This is a genomic window from Lachnoclostridium sp. An76 (genome assembly GCF_002161355.1).
GTDB lineage: Bacteria > Bacillota > Clostridia > Lachnospirales > Lachnospiraceae > Mediterraneibacter > Mediterraneibacter caccavium.
Genome location: NZ_NFHL01000003.1, coordinates 303999 through 327030, shown reverse-complemented (window position 1 = coordinate 327030; position 23032 = coordinate 303999). Strand labels below are relative to the sequence as shown.

Here is a 23032-nt window from a genome sequence, read left to right as displayed (position 1 = left end):
TTCAAAAATTTTTGTACGGTGGATATTTGTAATTTTTCTGATGATTTGCTATAATTCTCCGTGATAAGGAGGTAGGTAAGTCATGGATTATACACCAAAAGGCGTCTGTTCACAGCAGATCCATTTTGACATCAAAGACAATAAAGTAACGAATGTATCTTTCCGTGGAGGGTGCAATGGGAATCTTCAGGGAATCTCCCGCCTGATCGAAGGTATGGATGTAAACGAGGCAATTTCCCGCATCGAAGGCATCAAGTGCGGATTTAAGGCAACATCCTGCCCGGACCAGCTGGCGCAGGCATTAAAAAAAGCAGTCGGTAAATAGCCGTCTGCCTTTTTTGATATAATGATCCTTATTTTTTTATCCCTCTTTAAGCCCTGAGAGCAGCCGCCATATGTAACGCCGACGATTTGTGGTGTTTCTTCGGAACAGGTTTCTCAAATCAAGAATTTGAATTTTTTTATAGTTTCCGCGGCGATCCACCGGCGGCTGCTCTCAAGGCTTAAAGAAGGGTCTTATTCAATTATATGCAGGTCAGTTGACCCATATGCCATTTGTAAAGGAAGCTGTCTCTTCATAGGAATCTTCCTTTTCCACGATATGGTGAGCTCTGACCCTGTAATAATATCCGCCGTCCACATATACTGTTTTTGCCGTGGACATATAGATATCATTTTCCACATCTTCCATCCAGGAAGTCACATATCCCCACTCATCCACATCTTCCAGGTACCGGTCGACATACACGATGGTCGCGATATAGTCGACTTCATGTGTCGCCGTGGTAGAAGCATAGGCATATACCTTCCCTCTCCCGGCTTTGGAGATTGTACAGTCTCCGGTCATCAGGTGGACTCCTCTTGCCCTGTTGTCAGAATATCCCGTTGAACTTTCCTCGTGGGTAAGGTAAGACCCATCCACCTTCTTAGTTTCAGTTTCCGATGCCTCTGCCGGGATCATAGCGGTCGTCAGTACCATCGCAAAAACTGCCACACTGCTTATGATTGATAAAATCCGCTTTTTCATTTCTTCCTCATTCCTGTCTAAAAATACACTGTTAATATTTCCTATATTAATTAAACAACTGAGAACGAAAAAACTTACGCATTATTTATAAAAAAATCAAATTTTTTACAATTTTCTCAAATTCATCCTTCTGTATATCTCCCATGATCTGATACTGGGCATCTTTATATTCAAAATTTGTCATATATCTCCGGGTTTTTGTTTCAGCTATTTCATATTCTTTTATATATAATTCTCTCCCGTCAGCTGTTTCCACTGGATATTCATCGATTAATTCATCTGTTTTGATCTGTCCGAGCGAAGAATCTTCGTCATTCATATACATTGTATATCTGATAACCTGCCCATCATAATCATACAATAATATAGCCTTGCCCTGTCCTTTATCTAATTCATACTCCTTTAAAAATGTGTTTTCTGGAAAATACCCCCATCTGACTGTTGATATCCCCAATTCATTCCAAATTTCTTTATATACCTGTATTTCATCCACATCTTCTGTCTCATGTGACTCCATCTGCTCAACATCAATATGTGATGCTCTCTCATCTCCCGCCATTTTTTCCCACAGCACTTTCCAATACGACTTACTCCCAACACTTGTCATCACACTTCCGAATACAAGGACAAGCACAGCTGCGATCGCCAGTACTGCATAGCGCTTTTTCTTTTTGCGGTGCACGGTCTTTGACCGCCTGTCATACTCATAATCCTGTATCTTATTGAAGAGAGAGGTTTCCATCTTTTCTGACACAGTGATATCGTCAAGGTCATTTCGTTCCCTGACTTCCTTATCTATCTGTCTGGCTTCTCTGTCAACTTCTTCTCTCAGTGATATTTTTTTCAGTTCTTTCATTCTCTGCACCTTTTTTCTGTCCTATAATTTTCCTTGACATTTCACCAAATAAGGTTAAGATGAAATTAGCTTTAGCCGTGCATTACTACATTTTCTGGAGGTTGCTATATGAAACGAATCATCCTGACCGGCGGCGGTACTGCCGGACATGTCACCCCGAATATCGCCCTGGTACCCAGGCTCAGAGAGCTTGGATATGACATCCACTATATCGGCTCTTATAACGGCATCGAAAAGGATCTTATCGAGCCATTCGGCATTCCTTATCACGGGATTTCCTCAGGAAAACTCCGCCGTTATTTCAGCGTACAAAATTTTACAGACCCTTTCCGCGTGGTCAAAGGCTTTGGAGAGGCCCGCAAACTGATCAAAGAATTAGACCCTGATGTGATCTTTTCAAAAGGCGGTTTTGTCTCTGTACCTGTTGTTCTCGCCGGTAAGCGGTGCAAGGTCCCTGTGATCATACACGAGTCCGATATGACGCCAGGACTTGCGAATAAGATCGCAATCCCTTCCGCGTCAAAAGTATGCTGCAATTTCCCGGAAACTCTGGACTCTCTCCCCGAGGGAAAAGCTGTCCTGACAGGATCTCCTATCCGACAGGAACTCCTCTCAGGGAACAAGATCGCTGCTCTGGACTTATGCGGGTTCACATCAGATAAGCCTGTGATCCTCGTAATCGGCGGAAGCCTTGGCTCTGTTGTCATCAACAATACTGTCCGTCAGAGCCTTCCTGAACTTCTAAAGGATTTTCAGATCATCCACTTATGCGGAAAAGGTAAGGTAGATGACTCTCTCATGGATACAAAAGGTTACTGTCAGTTCGAATATATCAAAAACGAACTCAGAGATATTTTTGCTCTCTCGGATATTGTAATCTCTCGCGCAGGAGCAAATGCGATCTGTGAGCTGCTGGCTCTCAGGAAGCCCAACCTTCTCATTCCTCTGTCTGCCAAAGCGAGCCGCGGCGATCAGATCCTGAATGCCCGTTCATTTGAACGTCAGGGATTCAGTATGGTCCTTGAAGAAGAGAAGCTGTCCGGGGAAACCCTTATTTCTTCTGTCCATGAGCTCTACAAAAACCGCAATACATTCATTAGTGCAATGATGGATTCCGGTCAGCACAATTCCATTGATACGATCATCGGTCTGATCGAGGAAGCAGTCACCGGCAAATAAAGTCTTTTATAATGAGCAGATATCCAGTGGATATCTGTTCATTACTTTCTGTCCATTACTTTCTGCTCATCTCTTCATATTCCACGCCGTATGTTTTGCGTATCCATACTTTTGCTCTGTGGAGGATACTGTGCAGAACCCCGATCTTGACGCCCATGATCTCAGCCACTCTTTCCTGCGGAATATCCATGTAATATGAGAACAGCACTGCGTCATGCCACCTCTGATTCTTCTCCATCAATCCTGATAATATACGGTCATTCAGAGTTTCCTTTTCTGATGTGCGCTCTCTTTCTATGTAGCCTTCTTCTGTACTTTCAGTGGACAATATATTTTCCAGGCCGCTCTCTTCATCATCGATCGATACCAGACGCCCGTACTTTTTCCTGTAATTTACCGCTGAGTTTTTCGTAACAGTATACAGCCACGCAGGGATCTTTTCTCTTTTGAAATCTTTAAATCCTGTGTATAGTTTCAGAAATGTGTCCTGAGTTATGTCTTCTGCCGCATCGTAATTGTAGCCTGAATAAATGTATGCCACTTTCAGGACGAGATTCTTATACTTTTCATAAATCTCGTTAAATTCACGATTACCTGTCAACATAATTTCTCCGGTTTATTTCATTTTATCCAATATCTCATTTTTATCTTCTTCCGTCAGCTCTCCCATATGCCAGCCAAGCCCGACATTATCGCCCTTATATCTCGGGATCAGATGCATATGGAAATGAAATACTGTCTGACCCGCGCACTCCTCATTATTCTGGACGATATTATAACCGTCACATCCAAGTACGTCTGTCATTTTGGTTATCATTTTCTTTGCCAGCATCATAGCCTTTCCTGCAAGTTCCCCGTCGATGTCATACAAATTTCTGAAATGTTCTTTCGGGATGATCAGGGCATGTCCCTTTGAAGCCGGTCCAAGGTCGAGTATCACACGGAAATCATCATCCTCATACAGTGTCGCTGACGGGATTTCACCAGCTGCTATCTTACAGAATATACAATCTTTTTCTCTCATTTTATCTTCCTCTTTTCCACAGATTATTTATGTTAGTAGTATATCCCATTTTCTGGAAAAAGAGAAGGAAATTATCCGAAGAGTCCTGAGGCATCATCACAGTACTCCTGTGCTGTTGTCGAAATGTGTCGCACTGATCCTGTTGAACAGGTGCAGAGGGCATGCTAGACTAAACAATAAGAAAAGCCCGGTCTTCTGACAGTGACAGGAAGGTCCGGATATCACCAGAAAGAGAGGGATTCCCGTGTTCAGTAACATTGATATCAATAAAATGAACCACCTTATGGAAGAAAACAAAGAGGCTAAACAGATCATCTCACAGCTTCTCGAGAACCATCACACTTCCGTATCCATGATCGCGCATGAAATACGGAATCCTCTTACCCTCGTATCTTCATCTCTCCAGGTCATAGAGGCGCAGCACCCGGAAGTCAGACAGTTCCACAACTGGGAACAAATGATGGAAGATGTACAGTTCATGTGCAGCCTGTTAAATGAACTCTCTACTTTTAACAACAGTTCAACGCTCCATCATTCTGTATTCTCTATTGAGAGACTGCTGAAAAACGTTGCCGTTTCTTTTGCTATCTCTCTTGACGCAGATAATTCGGACATCGAGTTTACCTCCCGGATCGTACCCGGTATGGGAGATTTCACCGGAGATAAGATCAAACTGGAAGAAGTTCTCCTGAACCTTCTCCGAAATGCACGGGAGGCAGTCGGCGAAAAGGGCCGGATCTCCCTGTCCGCTGAACGCCGGGAAGACATGATCGTCATACAATGCCGGGACAACGGATGCGGGATTCCCGAGGATCTGACAGATACGATCTTTGAACCATTTGTCACCTACAAAGAGAACGGGACCGGACTGGGCCTCTCATCCTCAAAGCAGACAATAGAAGCTCACGGCGGTACCATATACGCACAGTCTTCCCCTGAAACAGGGACCGTCTTCACTGTCACACTTCCGGTCTGATATATGGAGAATATGGTTTTGGCCGCCGGTAAAGGATCACTGCCAGTATAAATCCGCTGATCAGTCCCCCGATGTGTGCCCAGTTATCCACACCGCTGCTTGTCAGCCCAAAATATAAGCTCAGCGCGACCATAAACAAAAGCCCCTTCCCTGAGAGTCTTCCAAGTCTTCCTTTATTAGCGATCACCACATAAAGGAGAGCTCCCATCAGTCCAAATACTGCACCTGAGGCACCGGCAGAAACAGCATAAGTCTCTGCTGCCACTCCGTGATACAGGGAAAGTATATTTCCACCAAGCCCGCTGATCAGATAAATGATCACAAAGCGCACCTTCCCTGTCTCTGATTCCAGGTTCCACCCGAGGGCTCCGAGCAGGACCATATTATTAAGCAGATGATCGATCCCGAAATGCATAAACATACTTGTAAAGATCCGGTAAAACTCATGATCCTGTGTGACCGCAGGTTCGTACATCGCCCCGTGGAGGAGCATAAATACTGCATCCTCTGTATTTCCTGCTATGGATAAGATCAAAAAAACTCCAACATTAATAATGATCATCGCTGCTGTGCATACAGCTTTTGGTTTCTGATCCACAACAAATCCTCTTTTCTTTTATGATCTTATTATTATAAATGTCCCTCCACTTCCTGTCCATCTATTTCTGTTATGAGATCTTCCCATCTTCCCCATCGTCCTCCCTTGAGTTTTTTTACGGCTTTTCCTATTTTTCCTAAATAAGAGGGTTCTTCCTTTACGATATTCGGATAAACGGTCTTATCTCTCTGTTTTTCATCGTCCTCATCCATACAAAACACCGCCGTATCCGGTATATCCGCTCTCTTCTCCATGCTTCTTTTCTGTTCACTTATATCTTCCTTTTCCTGTTTATACTCGTCCAGGATTTTCCTGAGATCAAAATTATCTTTCAGTGTCTCTCTGTGCAGTCTGTAAGCGAGCAGGATTCCTTCCGTATCTCTGTAATCCAGCCTTTTGACAAAATATTCCGTCATCTCATGAAACATAGTGCAGAGTGTCTTTTTGTTTTCTGTTTTCCCGGCCGGAAGATAACAGAACTTATATTTTCCCTTTTCAAAAAATACAAGGTCAGGCACAAGAAGCAGATTATCCGGCTCCAGCAGATATCCCTTTATTTCATCGATCATTTCTATAAACTGCCCGGTGAAGGTTTCCAGATCTTCTCTTTTTATTTCCCTTGCCCGGTACAGCTTTTCCAGGCTCAGTGCATTTCCCGGGTAAAATGTATACCTGCTCTTTCCTTCGCGCCCGATCCCGGTTACCTTCACCAGAGATTTCAGCTCATTGTGCCTGAGCATCCTCATCTGATAATTTTCTTCATAAGGAAGCTCTGTATCCACATGGACCACTGAGCGGTCCCATTCATTTTCATATATGATTTTCACATGATCCACCTCATTCGTCTGATCTTTTGCTCCGGTCTGACGATCCGCGCCTTTTGACATGCATCAACTTTCAGTAATCCTCTCTGAGCTGAAACTGATACTGTGATCTCCTCAGAAGTTTTCACGACCGACACATCCGTATCTCTCAGATAGATCAATTTGCCATTTACACGCTCTCGGAAAAAAGATTCCAGGTCATAGCTGCTCCCCTTTTTCCGTTCTTCCTGTGCTCCCACTGCCGCTGTCTCTCCTGCCGCTCCGTATATCACCGCTTTATCATGGTAATAAAATACGGTATGTATGATGATCACAAATAAAAAGAGGAACAGAGGCATGATGTATGACATCTCGATCACAGAGCTGGCGTTTAAATATTTCTTTTTGGAGCTCTTTGGGGAGCTCTTTTTGCAGCCGCCTTTCCTCTGCTTCATCTTGTTAATATGTCCCAATAAACATCCCTCCCAGATATGCCGCTGCAAGAAATGGCACGAATGGAAATGACGATTTTCTGTTGAACCGGTGCTTTATCATCATAACTGCTGAGAATACTGCGGCCATGGAAAACGCCCCCAGCAGAAGATACATGAGGTTCCAAAATCCCAGAAAGATCCCGATGATCAGGATCAGGATACTGTCCCCATATCCGAAAGATTCTCCTGATACCCTGCTGATAAGTAGAAAAACGATTCCCATACATCCGCCTGTCGCCAGGAGGACCGGAGAGATTTCCCTGCCGCAGAGACATCCTGCCGCTGCGATAAACAATCCTGACAGGAGAGTTTTTAAAGGAAGTTTTCTGTATTTAAAGTCCATAACAGCAAGTGCCGCTATATAAACCAAAAAGATACACTGGCAGATGAACCACCTGTTTTTTATGATGATATCCGCCGCATTCTCTATTGTACGCATCTGGAACAACCTCCCAATCCTCTGACTTCTGTTCGTTTTACTGCATGTATCGTCCTTTTGAGTCCGCTGCAGTTCAGGGAATTATGATATCTGTCTCCGGTATCAGTGATATATACGTTTCCCACAGGATTACCGAAGCCACATTTTTCACAGGCATGGTATATCCCGCCTCCTTCATTCCGTACTTCCTGTATCTCATCAAAGCTGACCGCCCGGATCGACAGATGAAGATGGGAACACCGGTAATCTTCATGGTAGACATCGCCATTATCTGTCACATATACGATATCTGCCCCGTCACTTCCATCGCCTCCGCTCATATATCCGGTCCATGCACTGATCTTAAATGACTGTTCCAATTCTGCCGAAGGCTGACCGATCAGCGGGATCGGAAGCTGTATTTCATAAGAGACCCTGATATTCATCTCTCCTGTCTGCGTGGATACATACGATCCCATACAGGATATCCCGTCTTTTCCGCCTTTAATGATACTCCTGTCAAGGCGCTCTTCCCCTGTCAGAGCCACAATATCTGATCTCAGCTTCCATACATTAAGGACCGGGATGACCGCCGTATCCTCAGCCGCACTTTTTGCAGCATTCTGTGCAGCGTTTGCAATGCTGAACCTGATACTCTGTAGTTCGATGAGCCAGATCAGGCACAGGACTGCAAACAGGAACAAAGGGATCCCAAATGCCGCTTCTATCGTGACACTGCCTGTGCTTTTTCTTCCTGTTATCTCCGGTGCAGATGCCCTTTCTGATTTCATTGGGGCTATTTCTTTATACGGTTGTATTTTCATCGCAGCCGATTTTCCTTTCTATGAATAACAATGTTAACAGTGGTATTTTCTGCCTGAGGGATGGCAGATTTAAGAAAGAAAGGGCATCTGCACCGGAGATAACTCTGTCATTCGTATCCAAAATATGCGGGATATGTATACGTGATATCCCCAAATATCACTCCGGTATTTTTTAATCCAAGTTTTGTAATACAGCAGTCTGTCCGGAACCAGTCCATTCCCTGTACTGCCGCAAGATTTTCTTCAATGCGGTCAAGCGTCCGCATCGCTGTCTGATCCTGGTCTTCCATAAAGAGAAATATCCTGAGATAGTCTTCATACGTTACTCCGCCTGCAATGTCTCCGTCTCCGTTTTTCCCGGAAGAACTCCCGAGAGTAAGCAGCTCAGGCAGCGATACCTGCCAGTTTTCTTTTGTTTTGACCAGCGCCGCCCTTTTCCCGTTCAGCAGAGTACGGATATCAACAGTGCTTTCCCCCGCTGCCCATGCAAACAGGATCAGCTGTTTTATCACCTCTGTCCCTTCGGGCATCAGGAGAAGAAGGGCTATAGTAGCAGCAAGAGCTTCCGCCTCTGCCTGCTTTCCGGAATCGCCGAGAAGATATACATAGTTCAAAGCAAGCCGTATGAGAAAAACCTTCGTCAGTACTGACTCCAGATTTTCCCTGTCAGAAGCTTTTCCTGAAATAATATACTCCACTTCATATTCGAGAGATCTCGGCTGGTCCTCTTCGGTATCTTTGACATTTATATCTCCGCTGTCATCAGAAGAGACTCTTTTGCCGGCGGCATTCCCGAAATTCTGAAGTATATACTCGTTAAACAGAAGTCTTCCTTCGATACCGTCGATCCCTGTCCGCGCCGGAAAACTTCCATAACCGGTATTAAGACTTCTCACGGATACCTGGTCTTCCAGGCTGATCTCTTTACCTGACAGTTCCATCTCCTCTGGCATTACAACAGACAAGATCCCCGTTTTTTCTATCTGCTCGATACACTGAAAAGGATTTCCGATTTCCTCACTTTCCGCATTCGGATCTTCTTCTGTAAGTTCAGGCATATCAGATGACGCTTCTTCTGCCGCTTTTTTCAATTCTTCAAATTGTTCTGTTACCTTTTCTTCCTCTGCCTGTATCTTTTCTCCTCCAATACACTGCTCTTCCCATTCTGCTGTCATTCCGGTAAAATCCCTGATCAGACCGATCCCATAACATTCCTCCATATATGCGGTCACCTGCTCCCGAAACGCCTGCCCGTGGTTATCTGTCAAAAACTGTATGCCTGTCACCTCATGGTCGGTATTGCCTGAACCATAATAATGCATTCTTCCGATCAGCCTTTCTTCCGAGAAATCACCTGTCTCATAAGTACCTTCTATGGCAAATATCTTATAATCTTCGAGCAGGTTTCTCTGATATTCCCCGAATAGCGAAAATACAGCACGGTCCGTCTCCAGACGGCTCATATTTTTTGAAGTATGGATGACAGTGATCTGCAGGATCCCCAGTATAAAGGATACAGTAAGTATCAGCGCCATGCTCAGGAACACCGTGATCTCCGCTTTCTTCATATCTAAATCCCGGAGCTTTCAGATGTGATCTTGTCGAAGATCGTATTGATCAGATCAATAAGCTGCGTTTTAAATATGAGGAGAAGGGCTATGATGATCACAAGTATCAAAACCAGCTCGATCACTGTGATCCCGGAAACATATCCCGGATGGATAAAAAAGTCTCTGACCTTCTCCTTCATGGACGCAAAAGCGGATACTGCCTTTATCTTTAAGTTGTTTACAGTCATATTCATAGATTCCATCCTCCTATTCCTTTTTTATATATTCCTGTAGCTTAAATACTGATCGAGAAAAAAGCAGGGACGATCACGATCGCAAATACAATGATCAGCATGAGGAATAATGGGATCACAAGCTTTGTGCCTGCTTCTTCCCCAAGTTTTTTCGCCAGATTTTTTCTTTCTTCAAAAGCCTCCTCAGCTTCTCTTCCGAGCAGGTCTGTCAGTCCCTTTGATCCTTTTCTCAGGTTCTGAGAAAGAAGCGTGCCAAACTTTCTGTAAGCAGATACATTACATCTCGTCCCATAATCTTCGTATGCTTCTCCCTCCGGTATGCCTCCCCGGATCTGGTTCATCGTACTGACCATCTCTTCATATGCCTTTCTCCTGCAGATTCCCTTATCTTTTTCTCCCTGTTTTTTCTCATAATCCTGCGCAATGCAAAACCATGCACGCCGTATCGTCATCCCTGCACGGATATACAGATTAAATTTATTAATGATCTGGGGGTAATCGATCTTCATCTGCCGGATCATTCTTTTCTCCTCCTCTTTTTTTCTCTGCGATGAGGATACAACGAACATACAGGAAGCCCCCATCCCGAGGACCAGTATCGCAAACGCACGTTTTTCTGTCCCGTATTTCCACCGGACCGGCTTCCCATCCACACTGTCCGGCAGTACAATATAATCTTCTGTCTTTGTCTTTTCATCAGAGAGAGAGACTTCCTCCATAAGGTTTTCCACTAACTGTTCGTCTTCGCTCAAAAGCGGCGGAAATACGCACACATAAAATTCATGGACAGCCTGTTCTTCCCCGTAACTTAACCTTGCTGTCAGACGTACCCTGGTGCCGGTATCAGGCAATCCATCACTTCCGATCTTTCCCTGGATATCGATCACATCATAATTATCCGTCTCCCACGCTGTCTGTATCCCTGTCCCCGGTATCTCACTGATAAGGTCAAGGTCATACCTTACTTCATCCAGGCTCTGATTTTCTCCAAGGATCAGGCCTTCAAGTTCCTCTCCTGCATCTGAAAACAGCTCCCTGATCTCTTCCGTGCTGTATTTTTTGCCTGACACAGGTATCTCGATCTTCCTGTCTGCCCCGGACTCACCGATCTTTACCTGCATTTCATGGATCGTCTGTTCTTCTCCCTGTTCCCGCTTTAGTACGGTCTCTCCTTTTTCATTTTTCTTTACCGTCCCCGAATTGTCTGACACATAGAGAGCAGCTGCACATATAACCGTTGCTGCCGCAAGGATTCCTGCTTTGATACAGGACGGATGCTCCTTAAAGTATTTTCTTATGATGCTCTTTATCCTTTTCATCGCTCATACCTCGATCCGTATGATCTTCCTGCCATAGACATACGCCCCCATATACACACAGATACAGATGCTCATGACTGCTGCTCCCGCCATATTTCCATAAAGAACATTTAAAAATTCTCCAAATGTCAGTTTCATATAAAGAATGATCGCAAACGGTACCGCGCACATGATATCGAATTCCATCTTCTTCGATGCGAGCATTGTCTGTATCTCCTTTTCCGTATCGATCTTTCCGCTGATGATCTTTACAGCATCCCTTATAATAGCGATACTGTCCCCTCCGCTCCTCTTTGCGGCGGCAAATACATTTACGAAATTTTCTATATCTTCCTGTCCTGTACGCTCTGCAAATCCCCGGAGGACATCTTCCACCGTCATATTCATATCCATCTGCCGTTCCATCCGTTTAAACTCTTTCCTTATCCTTGTTTCTTCCGGATACACAGGGGAAATATCTCTCCCGGCCTCTCTGATAGCATTTTCTACAGAATATCCCGCTTTGAGGGCAGCTGCCATTGACTGGATACTGTCTCTGAACTGCTGTCTTAATTCCTGTTCTTTTTTTCTCGACAGGTCATCCATCCAGTCTTTCATATAGATCACCCATACAGGAAGCAGCAGCGGCGCCGGGATAAAAGAATCATAAAATACATACAGCATTACCATGACTGACGCCGTTGCTTTCAGTATCCCTGCGGCATACTCATATTTACTGATATCCTGCCTCCATAAGCTTGTCCCTGTTTTCGAGTTCACTGACCTTCACAATGCATCCTTTAATTTTTTCATCTCCTCTTCCCTCCTCCCTGAATTCATACAGAGCTTTTGTCTGTATCCCTCCCTGGCTGTATCCCAGTACTTCTTCGATCCTCAATACCCGCCTGCTCTTGTCCCTGAGCCTCCCCAGATGGATAATGATATCAAGAGCCGATGCGATCTGCCGCTGGATCGCCTGAAGCGGAAGATCGATCCCCATCATCATCATCGTCTCGAGACGGCGGAGCATATCCGTGGGATTATTTGCGTGCCCGGTAGACATGGATCCGCTGTGTCCGTTCAGCATTGCCGATGAGATCATATCTACAGTCTCTTCTCCCCGCACTTCTCCCACAATGATCCGGTCAGGCCGCATCCTTAAAGCCGACCGGATCAGATCCCGGATCGTCACTGCCCCTTCCCCCTCCAGGTTCGGGCCGCGCGCCTCCAGCCTTACCAGATTCGCCACTCCCTGTATCTGAAGTTCCGCATTGTCCTCGATGGTGATGATGCGCTCATCCTTTGGGATATAATCTGACATGGCATTTAAAAAAGTAGTCTTCCCGGCGCCTGTGCCTCCGCTCACAAAAATGTTATATTTTGCCTTTACCAGTTTTACGATAAATCCCGCCGCCTCTTCTGTCAGACTTCCCATATGTATGAGCTGATTCATCGTGATCGCATCCGAAGGAAATTTTCTGATCGTCATGACCGGTCCGTTCACAGCCACAGGCTTGAGGACGACATTGACCCTGGATCCGTCCTTCAGCCTGGCATCTACGATAGGAGAAGTCTCATTGACATATCGGTTCGTCTCCCCGACGATCTGCTGGATCACATCGCCAAGGCGGGATTCTGAGATAAAATGCCTGTCCGTCTGAAAGATCTTTCCTTTCTTTTCGTAAAAGATATTTTCTGTCCCATTTACCATGATCTCTGTGATCTCATCATCTTCGATCAGGTCCTGGATGATATCCAGCCTGCGGAACGCGTTAAACAGCTCCCTGCTTATCTTTATCTTCTCGCCCAGGGACAGGAATTCTCTTTTTGCCTCTTCCTCTATCACACACCGTATGATGTCCTGAAGTTCCTCCTCGCCTGTCTCTTTTGTCATATCCATGCGGAGCATGACTTTTTCATACAGCAGTTCTATTCTTGTCATCCTTTTCCTCCGATCTTCCAGGAGACCTGTTGCCTTTTCCCACACGCTTTTTTACAGTCTTTGCCAGGATATCCGCGTACCCGGCAGCCCTCAGATTCTCTTCATACTGCTCCATTTTTGCTTCAGCAGCTCCCTCACAGATATACAGTGTATAGATCCTGTCACATTTCCTGAGGATATCGTACAGCCCGCAGACCGCATCCCCAAGGTCAAGTATGATAACTTCATAGAGACACTTCTCCCGGATCATATCCAGGAGGCGGATCCATTCTTCTGCTCTGACAGACCTCAGATCCTGTTCGTTCTTCATCGGGAATATGTAATCCATCCCGTTTTGCCTCACTGCCATCGACGCCAGCTTCAGCCCCCAGTCATCCCTCTCCTGTTTCAGGAAATACAGCAGATCACCCAGATCCTTATCTGCTCCATCCTGAAAATAATGCCCGACGCCCGAATAACCTTCCAGATTGAGATAAAGTACCGGTATCTGACGCGCCATCTTCTGCCCGAGGCGCAGAGCGAATTTTGTCTTCCCGATCCTGTGGACCGGCGAATAGATCCCGATCATCCCCCGGACCAGAGGCTCATCCCGAATGCGCACTTCCCCACGTTTTTCACGGACATATCCCTCCTGCCGTCTCTGTGCTGCTGAAGGCTCGTGTGTCATGCCTGTCCTTTCCTTCCGGGTATTTCTCCCTCTGCCATTTCCGCTGTCTGCGTATTTCCTTATCATTTTTATCATTCCTTCCGCCGACTGATAGCGGAACAGATAGATTCCCTCCGGTCCATCCTTTTCCCCGGGGATGCCTGTCAGTATAAATTTTTTTCCGGCACAGTACGTGCCTGCCGCCTCATTCCCGCATTCTTCTCCTATCACCAGGATCTCTGCGCTGCCTTTTTCCAGAAAATCCTTCATCTTCTGCGGATCATGGAAAAGGTGGAACTGATATTCACTTTCGAACTGTTCTGAAAGTATCTGGAAAAGATGCTCTGAATACTCCTTCTGTATGTCACAGATCACAAAACACCCTGATACACCTTTTATTTTATTTTCTGACATAATCTGAATTTTGCTGCGGATCCTTGCAGCACGAATAAAGAAATATGACCCTCCGGGGCAGTTTTTTCTCCCCGTTTTTCTGACACATGCTTTCCCTCAAAAGCCTGTGGTCCGGCAGGTGATCCCTGCTGTGTAAGACGCATTATAAACGGCGGATCCTGTTTTGTCCATAGCAAAATCAAGATCCGCCGATTTTTGTAAAAAGCTCACAAAATCTGATAGCACATAATCCCGTAAAGGAGCCCGACCCCAGGAATCCCAAGGGTTCCGGATGTCAAAAAGGATACCGCGTTCATGCCTACATTAATTGAAGAATCAGGTGGGATCACGTACTGGTTGATAAAGAAGATCAGCGCCATACCGATGGCTGCACGTATAAAAAAATTGACAACTGCCGTCATAAACTTCTTTCCCAAATCCTACCATTCCTTTCACGGGATATGCAGGCTGCACCAGCAATGATACAGTACATTTCTTCTGATACAGTCTATTCCCGCCCCGGGATTTTTATTCTTCCAGGCCGAGCCATTTCTCCGCTGCTTTTCCTGCTTCTGCCCGGGAGTAATTCCATTCCCTTAAGGACGGCTCCCCCTGCTGATCCAGAATGTACCTGAAATAAGCGTCCAGGCTTCCCCTGACTTCTGTGTCACTGATCTCATCTTTCTCCAGTTCCGCAAGAACGGGCGCCGTATCCATTGACAAGTTCATGAGATAATACACATCTGTTTCCGAACCTTCCCGCGCGCAGCTGATATTATACTCTGCGATAAACGTGTCCGGCCTGCTGAAAGAAAACAGGATATAGCATACAGATACCACTGCCGTGATATACCTGAACAGCCCGAAATCTCTTCTGTAAATGCTGTATATCACTCCAAAAAAGATGATCATGAGCACTGCCAGGAACCAGAGCACAAGCACGCGCAGAAAAGTAAGGTAATATTCAGACACATACAGGATCATCCGATACGCCGCGGATACGATCATGATACATGTACACGCGGATACCACGGTAAGGATTCCTTTCAGGATCCTGTTTTCATCAAATATCATCTGGCAGATCAGGACCGCCGCAAAATTGATCAGGCTCACGGCAAGAAGCTGCCAGAATCCCTGATGCGCATATTGTGAATAAGTCACCCCTTCCGGAAGTCCTGAATCCAGTCTCAGAAAAAGGAACAGGATCTGGATCCCTGAATAAACCACATACACTGCAGCCATGATGCCTGCAAATGTGATCCCCGCCACGGGGTCTGTCTTTCCCTGCTTCTTTTCCCCCTTTCCGCCAAGATTCATGCGGAAAAGCCCTGCAAAAAACGCATAGATAAATACAAGTCCAAAGAGAAATGTAAACACGATCCCCAGGATATTCCACACATCTATTTTCTCCAGCAGGATGAAAGGATTTAAAATATCAAAAAACCTGTTGAAAATGTGTGAAAAGATCTGGTCCGACGCCATTAAAAGCGGAAGTACAACTGCCAGCACGAGGACCGCTGCCAGTATCCCGAACAATACAGATCTGATCTCTTTTCTTTTTATCCACATGACCGCGGACTTATTTTCGGGATTATCCTCATCTTTTTTCCTCTTTTCCCCGCTTCTGTGGAAAATCTCCCCGACCGACAGTATCCATGTGCCTGCCATTACAAAAAAGTTCTTTACATATTCTGCAAATCCCCATTCCTGATCTTTATAGATCTGATGCGCCATGGACATCATGTAAAGGAGCAGGATCCCCACACAGTTAAAGAAATGAAAAAATATACTGTCTGTCAGGACTGTGGCTGTCCCCAAAAGAAGGATCCCTGCAAAATACCTTATTGTCCCTTTCTGAAACCGGATCCCTGCCTTCTGAAGGAACATAACGGAAAACCCGAGAGAAACTGCCGCGATCACTGGAAATGTGATCCCGGACATATTTTTGTACAGGCAGAAAGTAAATACAGCTGCATAGATCAGGCTCATCATAAGAAACCATCTGCGCTCTTCTCTCATCCGCTGAATAAAAATATTATCCATCCTCTTCCTCCTTCACATATTCTAAAATGTCTCCGGGCTGGCAGTCCAGAGCCCTGCATATCGCATCCAGGGTAGTAAATCTCACAGCTTTTGCCTTGTTATTCTTTAATATAGAAAGATTCGCCATTGTAATATCCACTTTGTTTGCAAGTTCCGTAACACTGATCTTGCGTTTTGCCATCATAACATCCAAGTTCACAACGATCGCCATCTCATGTCCCCCTTATATTGTCAGATCATTTTCTTCTTTATACTTTATCGCTTCTGAGAAGACCAGGCTCAGCACATGGCTGAACAGGCCTGCAATAAAGAAAGTAAGCACAATGATAAAAGTTGCCGGTGTGGGAAGCAGGAACAGTTTTATAAAAAACAGGACTGTGATCAGAAATGCCGCTGCCTCCATGATCCTCAGGCTTTTTGTATTTACATCTGAAAAGCAGTTTCTTCCTATAACAGTGCCGATCATTTTTCTGAGCTGATAAACGATCACAAGACCACAAATGGCGGACATCAGGAATATGAACAGCATGGAAATATAGTGCGCCTCCAATTCTTCTGAATAATACTCCCCGGCCACTTTCAGTGTAAACGGCAGCGAAGCTGCCACCAGGATACCTGTACAGAACATAAAATTCAAAAGATATTTTGTAAATAAAATAATTCCATTTCCCTTCATAATAACATCTCCTTTATTATTTTCATGCTTTGATCTGACCGTATTATAAAGCGCTCATATATTATATGTCAATATATTTTTATTGTTTTTCAATAAATATAATATGTTATTCAATAATTCAACAACAAAAAAACACCTATACCTAAAATCGGTACAGATGTTTTTTTGTTTCTTATATCAATATTGATTTTCTATACTTTTGAAATAAAATAATTTCTTTTATATTTTTATTATTTATTTTACTTTTCTTCTATTTCTTCTGAAATTTCTATATTTTCTCCGTCAATTTCAGCAGAAGCTTTTCGAACCTTTGCCACACTTGCCACTTTTTCATAGTCAGGTAAATTAATCAGTTTCACACCAGAAGTTATCCTTCCGTACTGAGAAATATCAGAGCACTTCATGCGGATCACGATTCCTTCTGTGTTAATGATCATGATCTCGCTGTCTTCATCCACAGCTTTCATTCCCACTACATTTCCGGTCTTCTCAGTGATCTTATAGCACTTGACGCCTTTTCCGCCGCGGTTCTGGGTGGTAAACTCATCCATGCCTGTGCGCTTGCCCATTCCCTTTTCAGAGACAATGAGCATATCTTTTCCCTGGCTGCTCATCTGCATACCGATCACGACATCATTGTCTCCCAGGTTCATGCCGCGCACTCCCATGGATACCCTTCCGGTAGATCGCACGTCTGTCTCATGGAACCGGATGCACTGTCCGTATTTTGTCACGAGCAGGATATCCTGCTGATCATCCGTTACCTTCACTTCGATCAGTCTGTCATCCTCTCTGAGGACGATCGCAGCCAGCCCTGTTTTTCTCACATTTGCATATTCCTGGATCGGAGTTTTCTTCACAAGTCCCTTTTCCGTTGCCATGAAGAGGTATTTTCCTTCTTCATATTCATAGATTGGGATCATTGCCGTAATCTTCTCCTCCGGCATGAGCTGGAGCAGGTTTATGATCGCTGTTCCCCTCGCTGTCCTTCCCGCCTCAGGGATCTCATATCCTTTCAGGCGGTATACTCTTCCTGTATTCGTAAAGAACATGATATAGTGATGCGTTGTTGTCACAAACAATTCACGGATATAATCATCTTCCAGAGTCTGCATGCCCTTGATGCCTTTGCCTCCTCGTTTCTGGCTGCTGAAGGTATCCATGCTCATCCTCTTGATGTATCCCAGGTTTGTCATGGTAATGACCACATTTTCTCTCGGGATCAGGTCCTCCATCGAGATATCGAACTCATCATACCCGATGTGTGTCCTTCTCTCATCCCCGTATTTTTCAGAGATAACAAGGATTTCTTTGCGGATCACTCCCAGGAGAAGTTTCTTGTCCGCGAGGATTGCTTTATACTCCTCGATTTTCTTCATAAGCTCTGCGTACTCTGCTTCCAGCTTTTCTCTTTCCAGACCTGTCAGAGCTCTCAGACGCATGTCAACGATCGCCTGTGACTGCGCGTCGGAAAGTTCGAAGCGCTCCATCAACTCCGCTTTCGCGATCTGGACGGTCTTTGATCCGCGGATGATCCGGATCACTTCGTCTATATTGTCCAGGGCGATGAGCAGGCCTTTTAAGATATGGGCGCGCTCTTCCGCCTTGTTCAGGTCATACTTTGTCCTTCTTGTGACTACCTCTTCCTGGTGCTTCAGATAATATTTCAGCATATCCAGGATATTCATGACCTTTGGCTCATTATTCACAAGCGCCAGCATGATCACTCCGAATGTATCCTGGAGCTGGGTATGCTTATAGAGCTGGTTGAGGATCACATTGGGATTGACGTCGCGGCGCAGCTCGATGCAGATCCGCATCCCCTCACGGCTGGACTGGTCGCTCAGATCCGTGATCCCGTCTACTTTTTTATCTTTCACAAGCTCTGCGATCTTCTCGATCAGCCTTGCCTTATTTACCATGAACGGAAGCTCTGTCACGATGATCCTGTTCTTGCCGTTCTGCATCGGCTCGATGTTAGTGACCGCACGGACTCTGATCTTGCCCCGCCCTGTGCGGTAAGCTTCCTCGATCCCTCTTGTGCCGAGGATCTCAGCTCCTGTCGGGAAATCCGGTCCTTTGATGATCTTTAGGATATCTTCGATCGTAGTCTCCCCGTTCTCATCAATCTGATCGTCAATGATCTTTACTACCGCGTTGATCACTTCTCTCAGATTGTGAGGCGGGATATTCGTCGCCATACCGACAGCGATACCGGATGTACCATTCACAAGGAGATTCGGAAATCTGGACGGAAGGACGGTCGGTTCCTTCTCCGTCTCATCAAAGTTCGGCGTGAAATCAACGGTATCTTTATTGATATCCGCTGTCATTTCCATGGAGATCTTACTCAGGCGCGCCTCGGTGTAACGCATGGCCGCGGCCCCGTCCCCGTCTACGGACCCGAAGTTTCCGTGCCCGTCTACGAGCGGATACCTGGTGGACCACTCCTGGGCCAGATTGACCAGGGCTCCGTAGATAGAGCTGTCGCCATGCGGATGGTATTTACCCATTGTATCACCGACGATACGCGCACATTTACGGTGCGGTTTGTCCGGCCCGTTGTTCAGCTCGATCATAGAGTAGAGGATCCTTCTCTGCACAGGCTTTAACCCGTCCCGCACATCCGGGAGGGCGCGGGAAGCGATAACGCTCATCGCGTAGTCAATGTAGGAAGTCTCCATTGTTTTCTTCAGGTCGACCTCATGGACTTTATCAAAAATATTATCTTCCATTGTTTATCTCCTTTTTATGAAATAAATATCCGGCTGGGCTCCGGGATCTCTGGCTGCTTCCGCTCGGGATCTCCGAAAGCTTCCGCTCCGGGATCCAGTTCAAAAACCTTCGGTTTTTTCACTGGGTTGGCATTTCCAATGCCAACCCTCACATCCGCTGCGAAGAAGAAATCCGAGCGAGCTCGATTTCTTCCTCACACCGGCTGCGATCCCGTCGCTGGTAAATCGCTAGATATCCAGGTTTTTGACGTATTTTGCGTTTTCTTCGATAAATTCTCTTCTTGGTTCGACTTTGTCGCCCATGAGTGTTGTGAATGTGAGGTCCAGTTCTGAGGATGTCTCTTCGTCCATGGTCACGCGGAGAAGGACTCTGTGCTCCGGATCCATGGTTGTCTCCCAGAGCTGCTCTGCATCCATCTCACCCAGACCTTTATAGCGCTGGATCTTATTATTGCTGTCCCTTCCGACTTCAACGAGAATCTGGTTCAACTCCTCATCGCTGTATGCGTACCATACTTTTTTGTTTTTCTCCAGCTTATACAGCGGCGGCTGTGCCAGATATACATATCCTTCTTTGATCAGGTCAGGCATAAACCGATAGAGGAAGGTTAATAATAATGTACTGATATGGGCGCCGTCCACATCGGCATCTGTCATGATGATGATCTTATGATATCTCAGTTTTGAGATATCGAAATCTTCATGGATCCCTGTCCCGAACGCTGTGATCATTGCCTTGATCTCCGCGTTTCCGTAGATCTTATCCAGCCTTGCCTTTTCTACATTGAGGATCTTTCCTCTCAGGGGCAGGATTGCCTGGGTCGCACGGTCTCTCGCTGTCTTTGCGGAACCACCGGCGGAATCTCCCTCTACGATATAGATCTCGCATTTCGCCGGGTCTTTGTCCGAACAGTCCGCCAGCTTGCCCGGAAGGGATGTGCCGTCGAGAGCGGATTTTCTTCTCGTCAGATCCCTTGCCTTCCTCGCCGCTTCTCTCGCTCTCTGCGCCATCACAGATTTTTCAACCGTGATCTTTGCCACATTCGGATTCTGCTCGAGGAATATCTCAAGCTGGGTGCTCAGGACACTGCTCACAGCTCCCCTTGCCTCGCTGTTTCCAAGTTTCTGCTTTGTCTGTCCCTCAAACTGCGGATCCTCGATCTTTACACTGATGATCGCTGTCAGTCCTTCCCTGATATCCTCACCCGCAAGTTTTTCGTTTTCTTTTATAAGTTTATTCTTTTTTGCGTAATCATTAAATGTCTTTGTTAACGCAATCCTGAACCCTTCTACATGGGTCCCTCCTTCAGGAGTTGTAATATTGTTTACAAAGCCATACGTATTTTCACTGTAAGAATCATTGTGCTGCATGGCAATCTCTACCGCCACGCCGTCTTTCATCCCCTCGCAGTAGATGATCTGGTCGTACAGAGGAGTCTTGCTCCGGTTTAAGTATGTGACGAACTCCTTGATCCCGCCTTCGTAGTGGAAGACATGTTCCCTGAGTTCCTCTCCTCTCCAGTCGCGCAGGACGATCCTGAGTCCCTTTGTGAGGAATGCCATCTCACGGAATCTCTGTTTCAGAGTGTCATAGTCGAAGATTGTGTCATCAAAGATCTCTGCATCCGGATAAAACGTTACTTTTGTCCCGGTCCTGTCCGGCTCGCAGTCGCCGACGATCTTCAGCTTATAGATCACTTTTCCTCTCTCATAGCGCTGCTTATAGATATGACCTTCATGGCAGATCTCGACTTCCAGCCACTCTGAGAGGGCATTTACGACAGATGCACCCACGCCGTGCAGACCTCCGGACACCTTGTATCCCCCGCCGCCGAATTTTCCGCCGGCATGGAGCACAGTGAACACGACCTCAACTGCTGGAAGCCCTGCCTTGTGGTTGATCCCGACCGGGATCCCGCGTCCGTTATCGCTGACCGTAACAGAATTATCCTTGTTGATATCGACCTGGATCTCATCGCAGTAACCGGCAAGCGCCTCGTCCACAGAGTTGTCCACGATCTCATACACAAGATGATGGAGTCCTCTTGTGGAAGTGCTGCCGATATACATACCCGGTCTCTTTCTTACAGCTTCCAGGCCTTCCAGGATCTGGATCTGGTCCGCCCCATATTCAGCGTCAAATTCTGTACTTGATGCACCCATGTAATAACCTCCTAATTTGCATTTACTGCATGCCCGTTTTTAATGTGGAATATTTTGTTGATCGAAAATCTGTGGTTTACAAATTCATCCAGCCCGGTACATGTGATTATCGTCTGTATATCATGAATACTGTCCAGTAAATAGTTTTGCCGGTGTTTGTCCAGTTCAGACAATACATCGTCCAGCAAAAGGACCGGCGTATCATTGATCACTCTTTTTACCAGTTCGATCTCTGACAGTTTCAGGGACAGGGCTGCTGTCCTCTGCTGTCCCTGGGAACCGAATCTCCTGACATCGATTCCGTTTTGGGTCGTAAAACAGATGTCATCCCTGTGCGGTCCCACAGTCGTGCTCTTCATCCTGATATCCCTGTCCCTGTGCTTTGCAAGAGCTTCCTCAAGAGACATATTACCTGTGCCGGACTCATACGAAAGAGTGATACGCTCTTTCCCACCGGTTAATTTATAATGCATATCAGAAATAATTTCGTTTACCTGGCAAATAAATTCTTTCCTTCTTTCCAGGACTTTTGTGCCGTAGGAAACAAGCTGCATATCCCATATATCCAGAGTTTCCATGAGATTTTTCTGTCCATATATATCTTTCAGCAGGGAATTTCTCTGATTGATGATGCGATTATAATTTGAAAGATTATTGAGATAAATCTTATCGAGCTGCGACAATTCCAGGTCAATAAACCTTCTTCTCCCCGCCGGTCCTTCCTTTATGATGTTCAGATCCTCCGGTGAAAAGAAGACAAAATGGACGATGCCAAACAGCTCTCCTGCCCGCCTGATAGGGACTTTATCGATTGCGATCCCTTTTGGGCTGTTCTTTTTCAGATGCATATCGATCTGAAAATTTATCCCTCTCTTTTCGATCGTTGTCTCTATATGGGATTCATCATATCCGAACTGTATGATATCCCTGTCCTTTGTCCCACGGTGGGACTTTGTCGTCCCGGAGAGATAAAGGGCTTCCAGGATATTTGTCTTTCCCTGGGCATTGTCCCCGTACAGGATGTTCGTGTTCGGATCAAATTTCAAATCTAAAAGGTCATAATTTCTGTAGTTTTTCAGCTTAAGAGATTTGATTACCATAACTTTCCCATCTAATCTATTTTACACTTTTTC

General features: G+C 45.6%; 25 protein-coding genes. 3 read left to right on the top strand and 22 right to left on the bottom strand.

Going from position 1 to position 23032, the window contains the following annotated elements; all coding sequences use genetic code 11:
• Positions 1–82 precede the first annotated feature (82 nt).
• The gene (locus B5G27_RS08315; protein ID WP_087178427.1) at positions 83–325 is read left to right on the top strand and encodes a TIGR03905 family TSCPD domain-containing protein; all 243 of its coding nucleotides are present in this window, start codon (positions 83–85) and stop codon (positions 323–325) included.
• Between the two features lie 210 nt (positions 326–535).
• Here B5G27_RS08315 and B5G27_RS08310 read toward each other — a convergent pair whose 3' ends face one another.
• Both B5G27_RS08310 and B5G27_RS08305 read right to left on the bottom strand, forming a co-directional pair.
• A complete protein-coding gene (locus B5G27_RS08310) occupies positions 536–1027 on the bottom strand; it encodes a DUF6147 family protein (RefSeq protein ID WP_087178426.1) in 492 nt (163 codons plus the stop codon).
• Between the two features lie 85 nt (positions 1028–1112).
• Complete coding sequence (locus tag B5G27_RS08305) at positions 1113–1883, bottom strand: DUF4367 domain-containing protein (RefSeq protein ID WP_087178425.1); 771 nt, start codon at positions 1881–1883, stop codon at positions 1113–1115.
• Between the two features lie 108 nt (positions 1884–1991).
• Here B5G27_RS08305 and B5G27_RS08300 point away from each other — a divergent pair, with 108 nt between their 5' ends.
• On the top strand, positions 1992–3062 hold the full coding sequence (locus B5G27_RS08300; protein WP_087178424.1) for an undecaprenyldiphospho-muramoylpentapeptide beta-N-acetylglucosaminyltransferase: 1071 nt from the start codon (positions 1992–1994) through the stop codon (positions 3060–3062).
• A gap of 55 nt (positions 3063–3117) precedes the next feature.
• Here B5G27_RS08300 and B5G27_RS08295 read toward each other — a convergent pair whose 3' ends face one another.
• The gene (locus B5G27_RS08295; protein WP_087178423.1) at positions 3118–3666 is read right to left on the bottom strand and encodes an RNA polymerase sigma factor; all 549 of its coding nucleotides are present in this window, start codon (positions 3664–3666) and stop codon (positions 3118–3120) included.
• 12 nt (positions 3667–3678) lie between these two features.
• Positions 3679–4086, bottom strand: a complete 408-nt coding sequence (locus B5G27_RS08290) for an HIT family protein (RefSeq protein WP_087178422.1) — start codon at positions 4084–4086, stop codon at positions 3679–3681.
• A gap of 244 nt (positions 4087–4330) precedes the next feature.
• Between B5G27_RS08290 and B5G27_RS08285 the strand changes: the two genes are divergently transcribed.
• Positions 4331–5062 carry a two-component system sensor histidine kinase NtrB gene (locus B5G27_RS08285; RefSeq protein ID WP_087178421.1) on the top strand — a complete coding sequence of 244 codons (732 nt, stop codon included), beginning with the start codon at positions 4331–4333 and terminating at the stop codon, positions 5060–5062.
• Here B5G27_RS08285 and B5G27_RS08280 read toward each other — a convergent pair.
• From B5G27_RS08280 to recF, 18 genes are all read right to left on the bottom strand, one after another.
• Positions 5046–5660, bottom strand: a complete 615-nt coding sequence (locus B5G27_RS08280) for a rhomboid family intramembrane serine protease (RefSeq protein WP_087178420.1) — start codon at positions 5658–5660, stop codon at positions 5046–5048. The two genes, B5G27_RS08285 and B5G27_RS08280, sit on opposite strands and share 17 nt — an antisense overlap.
• Before the next feature lie 32 nt (positions 5661–5692).
• Positions 5693–6487: a DUF6382 domain-containing protein gene (locus tag B5G27_RS08275; protein ID WP_087178419.1), complete on the bottom strand. Its 795-nt coding sequence runs from the start codon at positions 6485–6487 to the stop codon at positions 5693–5695.
• Positions 6484–6936, bottom strand: coding sequence for a TadE family protein (locus B5G27_RS08270; RefSeq protein ID WP_242958270.1), 453 nt, complete (start codon positions 6934–6936; stop codon positions 6484–6486). Before B5G27_RS08270 ends, B5G27_RS08275 begins: the two co-directional genes overlap by 4 nt.
• On the bottom strand, positions 6923–7396 hold the full coding sequence (locus B5G27_RS08265) for a prepilin peptidase (RefSeq protein WP_087178418.1): 474 nt from the start codon (positions 7394–7396) through the stop codon (positions 6923–6925). The genes B5G27_RS08270 and B5G27_RS08265 overlap by 14 nt, the downstream gene beginning before the upstream one ends.
• Positions 7384–8166, bottom strand: a complete 783-nt coding sequence (locus tag B5G27_RS08260) for a pilus assembly protein (protein WP_191374613.1) — start codon at positions 8164–8166, stop codon at positions 7384–7386. Before B5G27_RS08260 ends, B5G27_RS08265 begins: the two co-directional genes overlap by 13 nt.
• Before the next feature lie 140 nt (positions 8167–8306).
• The gene (locus B5G27_RS08255) at positions 8307–9767 is read right to left on the bottom strand and encodes a DUF5702 domain-containing protein (protein ID WP_087178416.1); all 1461 of its coding nucleotides are present in this window, start codon (positions 9765–9767) and stop codon (positions 8307–8309) included.
• 2 nt (positions 9768–9769) lie between these two features.
• Positions 9770–9949, bottom strand: coding sequence for a Flp1 family type IVb pilin (locus B5G27_RS08250; protein ID WP_242958277.1), 180 nt, complete (start codon positions 9947–9949; stop codon positions 9770–9772).
• A 95-nt stretch (positions 9950–10044) separates the two neighbouring features.
• The gene (locus B5G27_RS08245) at positions 10045–11322 is read right to left on the bottom strand and encodes a type II secretion system F family protein (RefSeq protein ID WP_087178414.1); all 1278 of its coding nucleotides are present in this window, start codon (positions 11320–11322) and stop codon (positions 10045–10047) included.
• Between the two features lie 3 nt (positions 11323–11325).
• The gene (locus B5G27_RS08240; RefSeq protein ID WP_087178496.1) at positions 11326–11943 is read right to left on the bottom strand and encodes a type II secretion system F family protein; all 618 of its coding nucleotides are present in this window, start codon (positions 11941–11943) and stop codon (positions 11326–11328) included.
• A gap of 91 nt (positions 11944–12034) precedes the next feature.
• Positions 12035–13243, bottom strand: coding sequence for a CpaF family protein (locus B5G27_RS08235; RefSeq protein WP_087178413.1), 1209 nt, complete (start codon positions 13241–13243; stop codon positions 12035–12037).
• A complete protein-coding gene (locus B5G27_RS08230) occupies positions 13218–14303 on the bottom strand; it encodes a hypothetical protein (RefSeq protein ID WP_206608988.1) in 1086 nt (361 codons plus the stop codon). The genes B5G27_RS08235 and B5G27_RS08230 overlap by 26 nt, the downstream gene beginning before the upstream one ends.
• Positions 14304–14509: 206 nt before the next feature.
• Positions 14510–14704 (bottom strand): pro-sigmaK processing inhibitor BofA family protein, encoded by a 195-nt coding sequence (locus B5G27_RS16895; RefSeq protein ID WP_087178412.1) that lies wholly within the window; start codon positions 14702–14704, stop codon positions 14510–14512.
• A 106-nt stretch (positions 14705–14810) separates the two neighbouring features.
• Positions 14811–16325: a DUF4153 domain-containing protein gene (locus B5G27_RS08220; protein ID WP_087178411.1), complete on the bottom strand. Its 1515-nt coding sequence runs from the start codon at positions 16323–16325 to the stop codon at positions 14811–14813.
• Positions 16318–16536, bottom strand: coding sequence for a helix-turn-helix domain-containing protein (locus B5G27_RS08215; protein WP_087178410.1), 219 nt, complete (start codon positions 16534–16536; stop codon positions 16318–16320). The genes B5G27_RS08220 and B5G27_RS08215 overlap by 8 nt, the downstream gene beginning before the upstream one ends.
• Before the next feature lie 12 nt (positions 16537–16548).
• Positions 16549–17001: a DUF2975 domain-containing protein gene (locus tag B5G27_RS08210; RefSeq protein ID WP_087178409.1), complete on the bottom strand. Its 453-nt coding sequence runs from the start codon at positions 16999–17001 to the stop codon at positions 16549–16551.
• 239 nt (positions 17002–17240) lie between these two features.
• Complete coding sequence (gene gyrA / locus B5G27_RS08205) at positions 17241–19736, bottom strand: DNA gyrase subunit A (protein WP_087178408.1); 2496 nt, start codon at positions 19734–19736, stop codon at positions 17241–17243.
• Positions 19737–19964: 228 nt separating this feature from the next.
• Positions 19965–21899 (bottom strand): DNA topoisomerase (ATP-hydrolyzing) subunit B, encoded by a 1935-nt coding sequence (gene gyrB, locus B5G27_RS08200; RefSeq protein ID WP_087178407.1) that lies wholly within the window; start codon positions 21897–21899, stop codon positions 19965–19967.
• A gap of 11 nt (positions 21900–21910) precedes the next feature.
• Positions 21911–22999, bottom strand: a complete 1089-nt coding sequence (gene recF, locus B5G27_RS08195; protein WP_087178406.1) for a DNA replication/repair protein RecF — start codon at positions 22997–22999, stop codon at positions 21911–21913.
• Between the last annotated feature and the right edge of the window lie 33 nt (positions 23000–23032).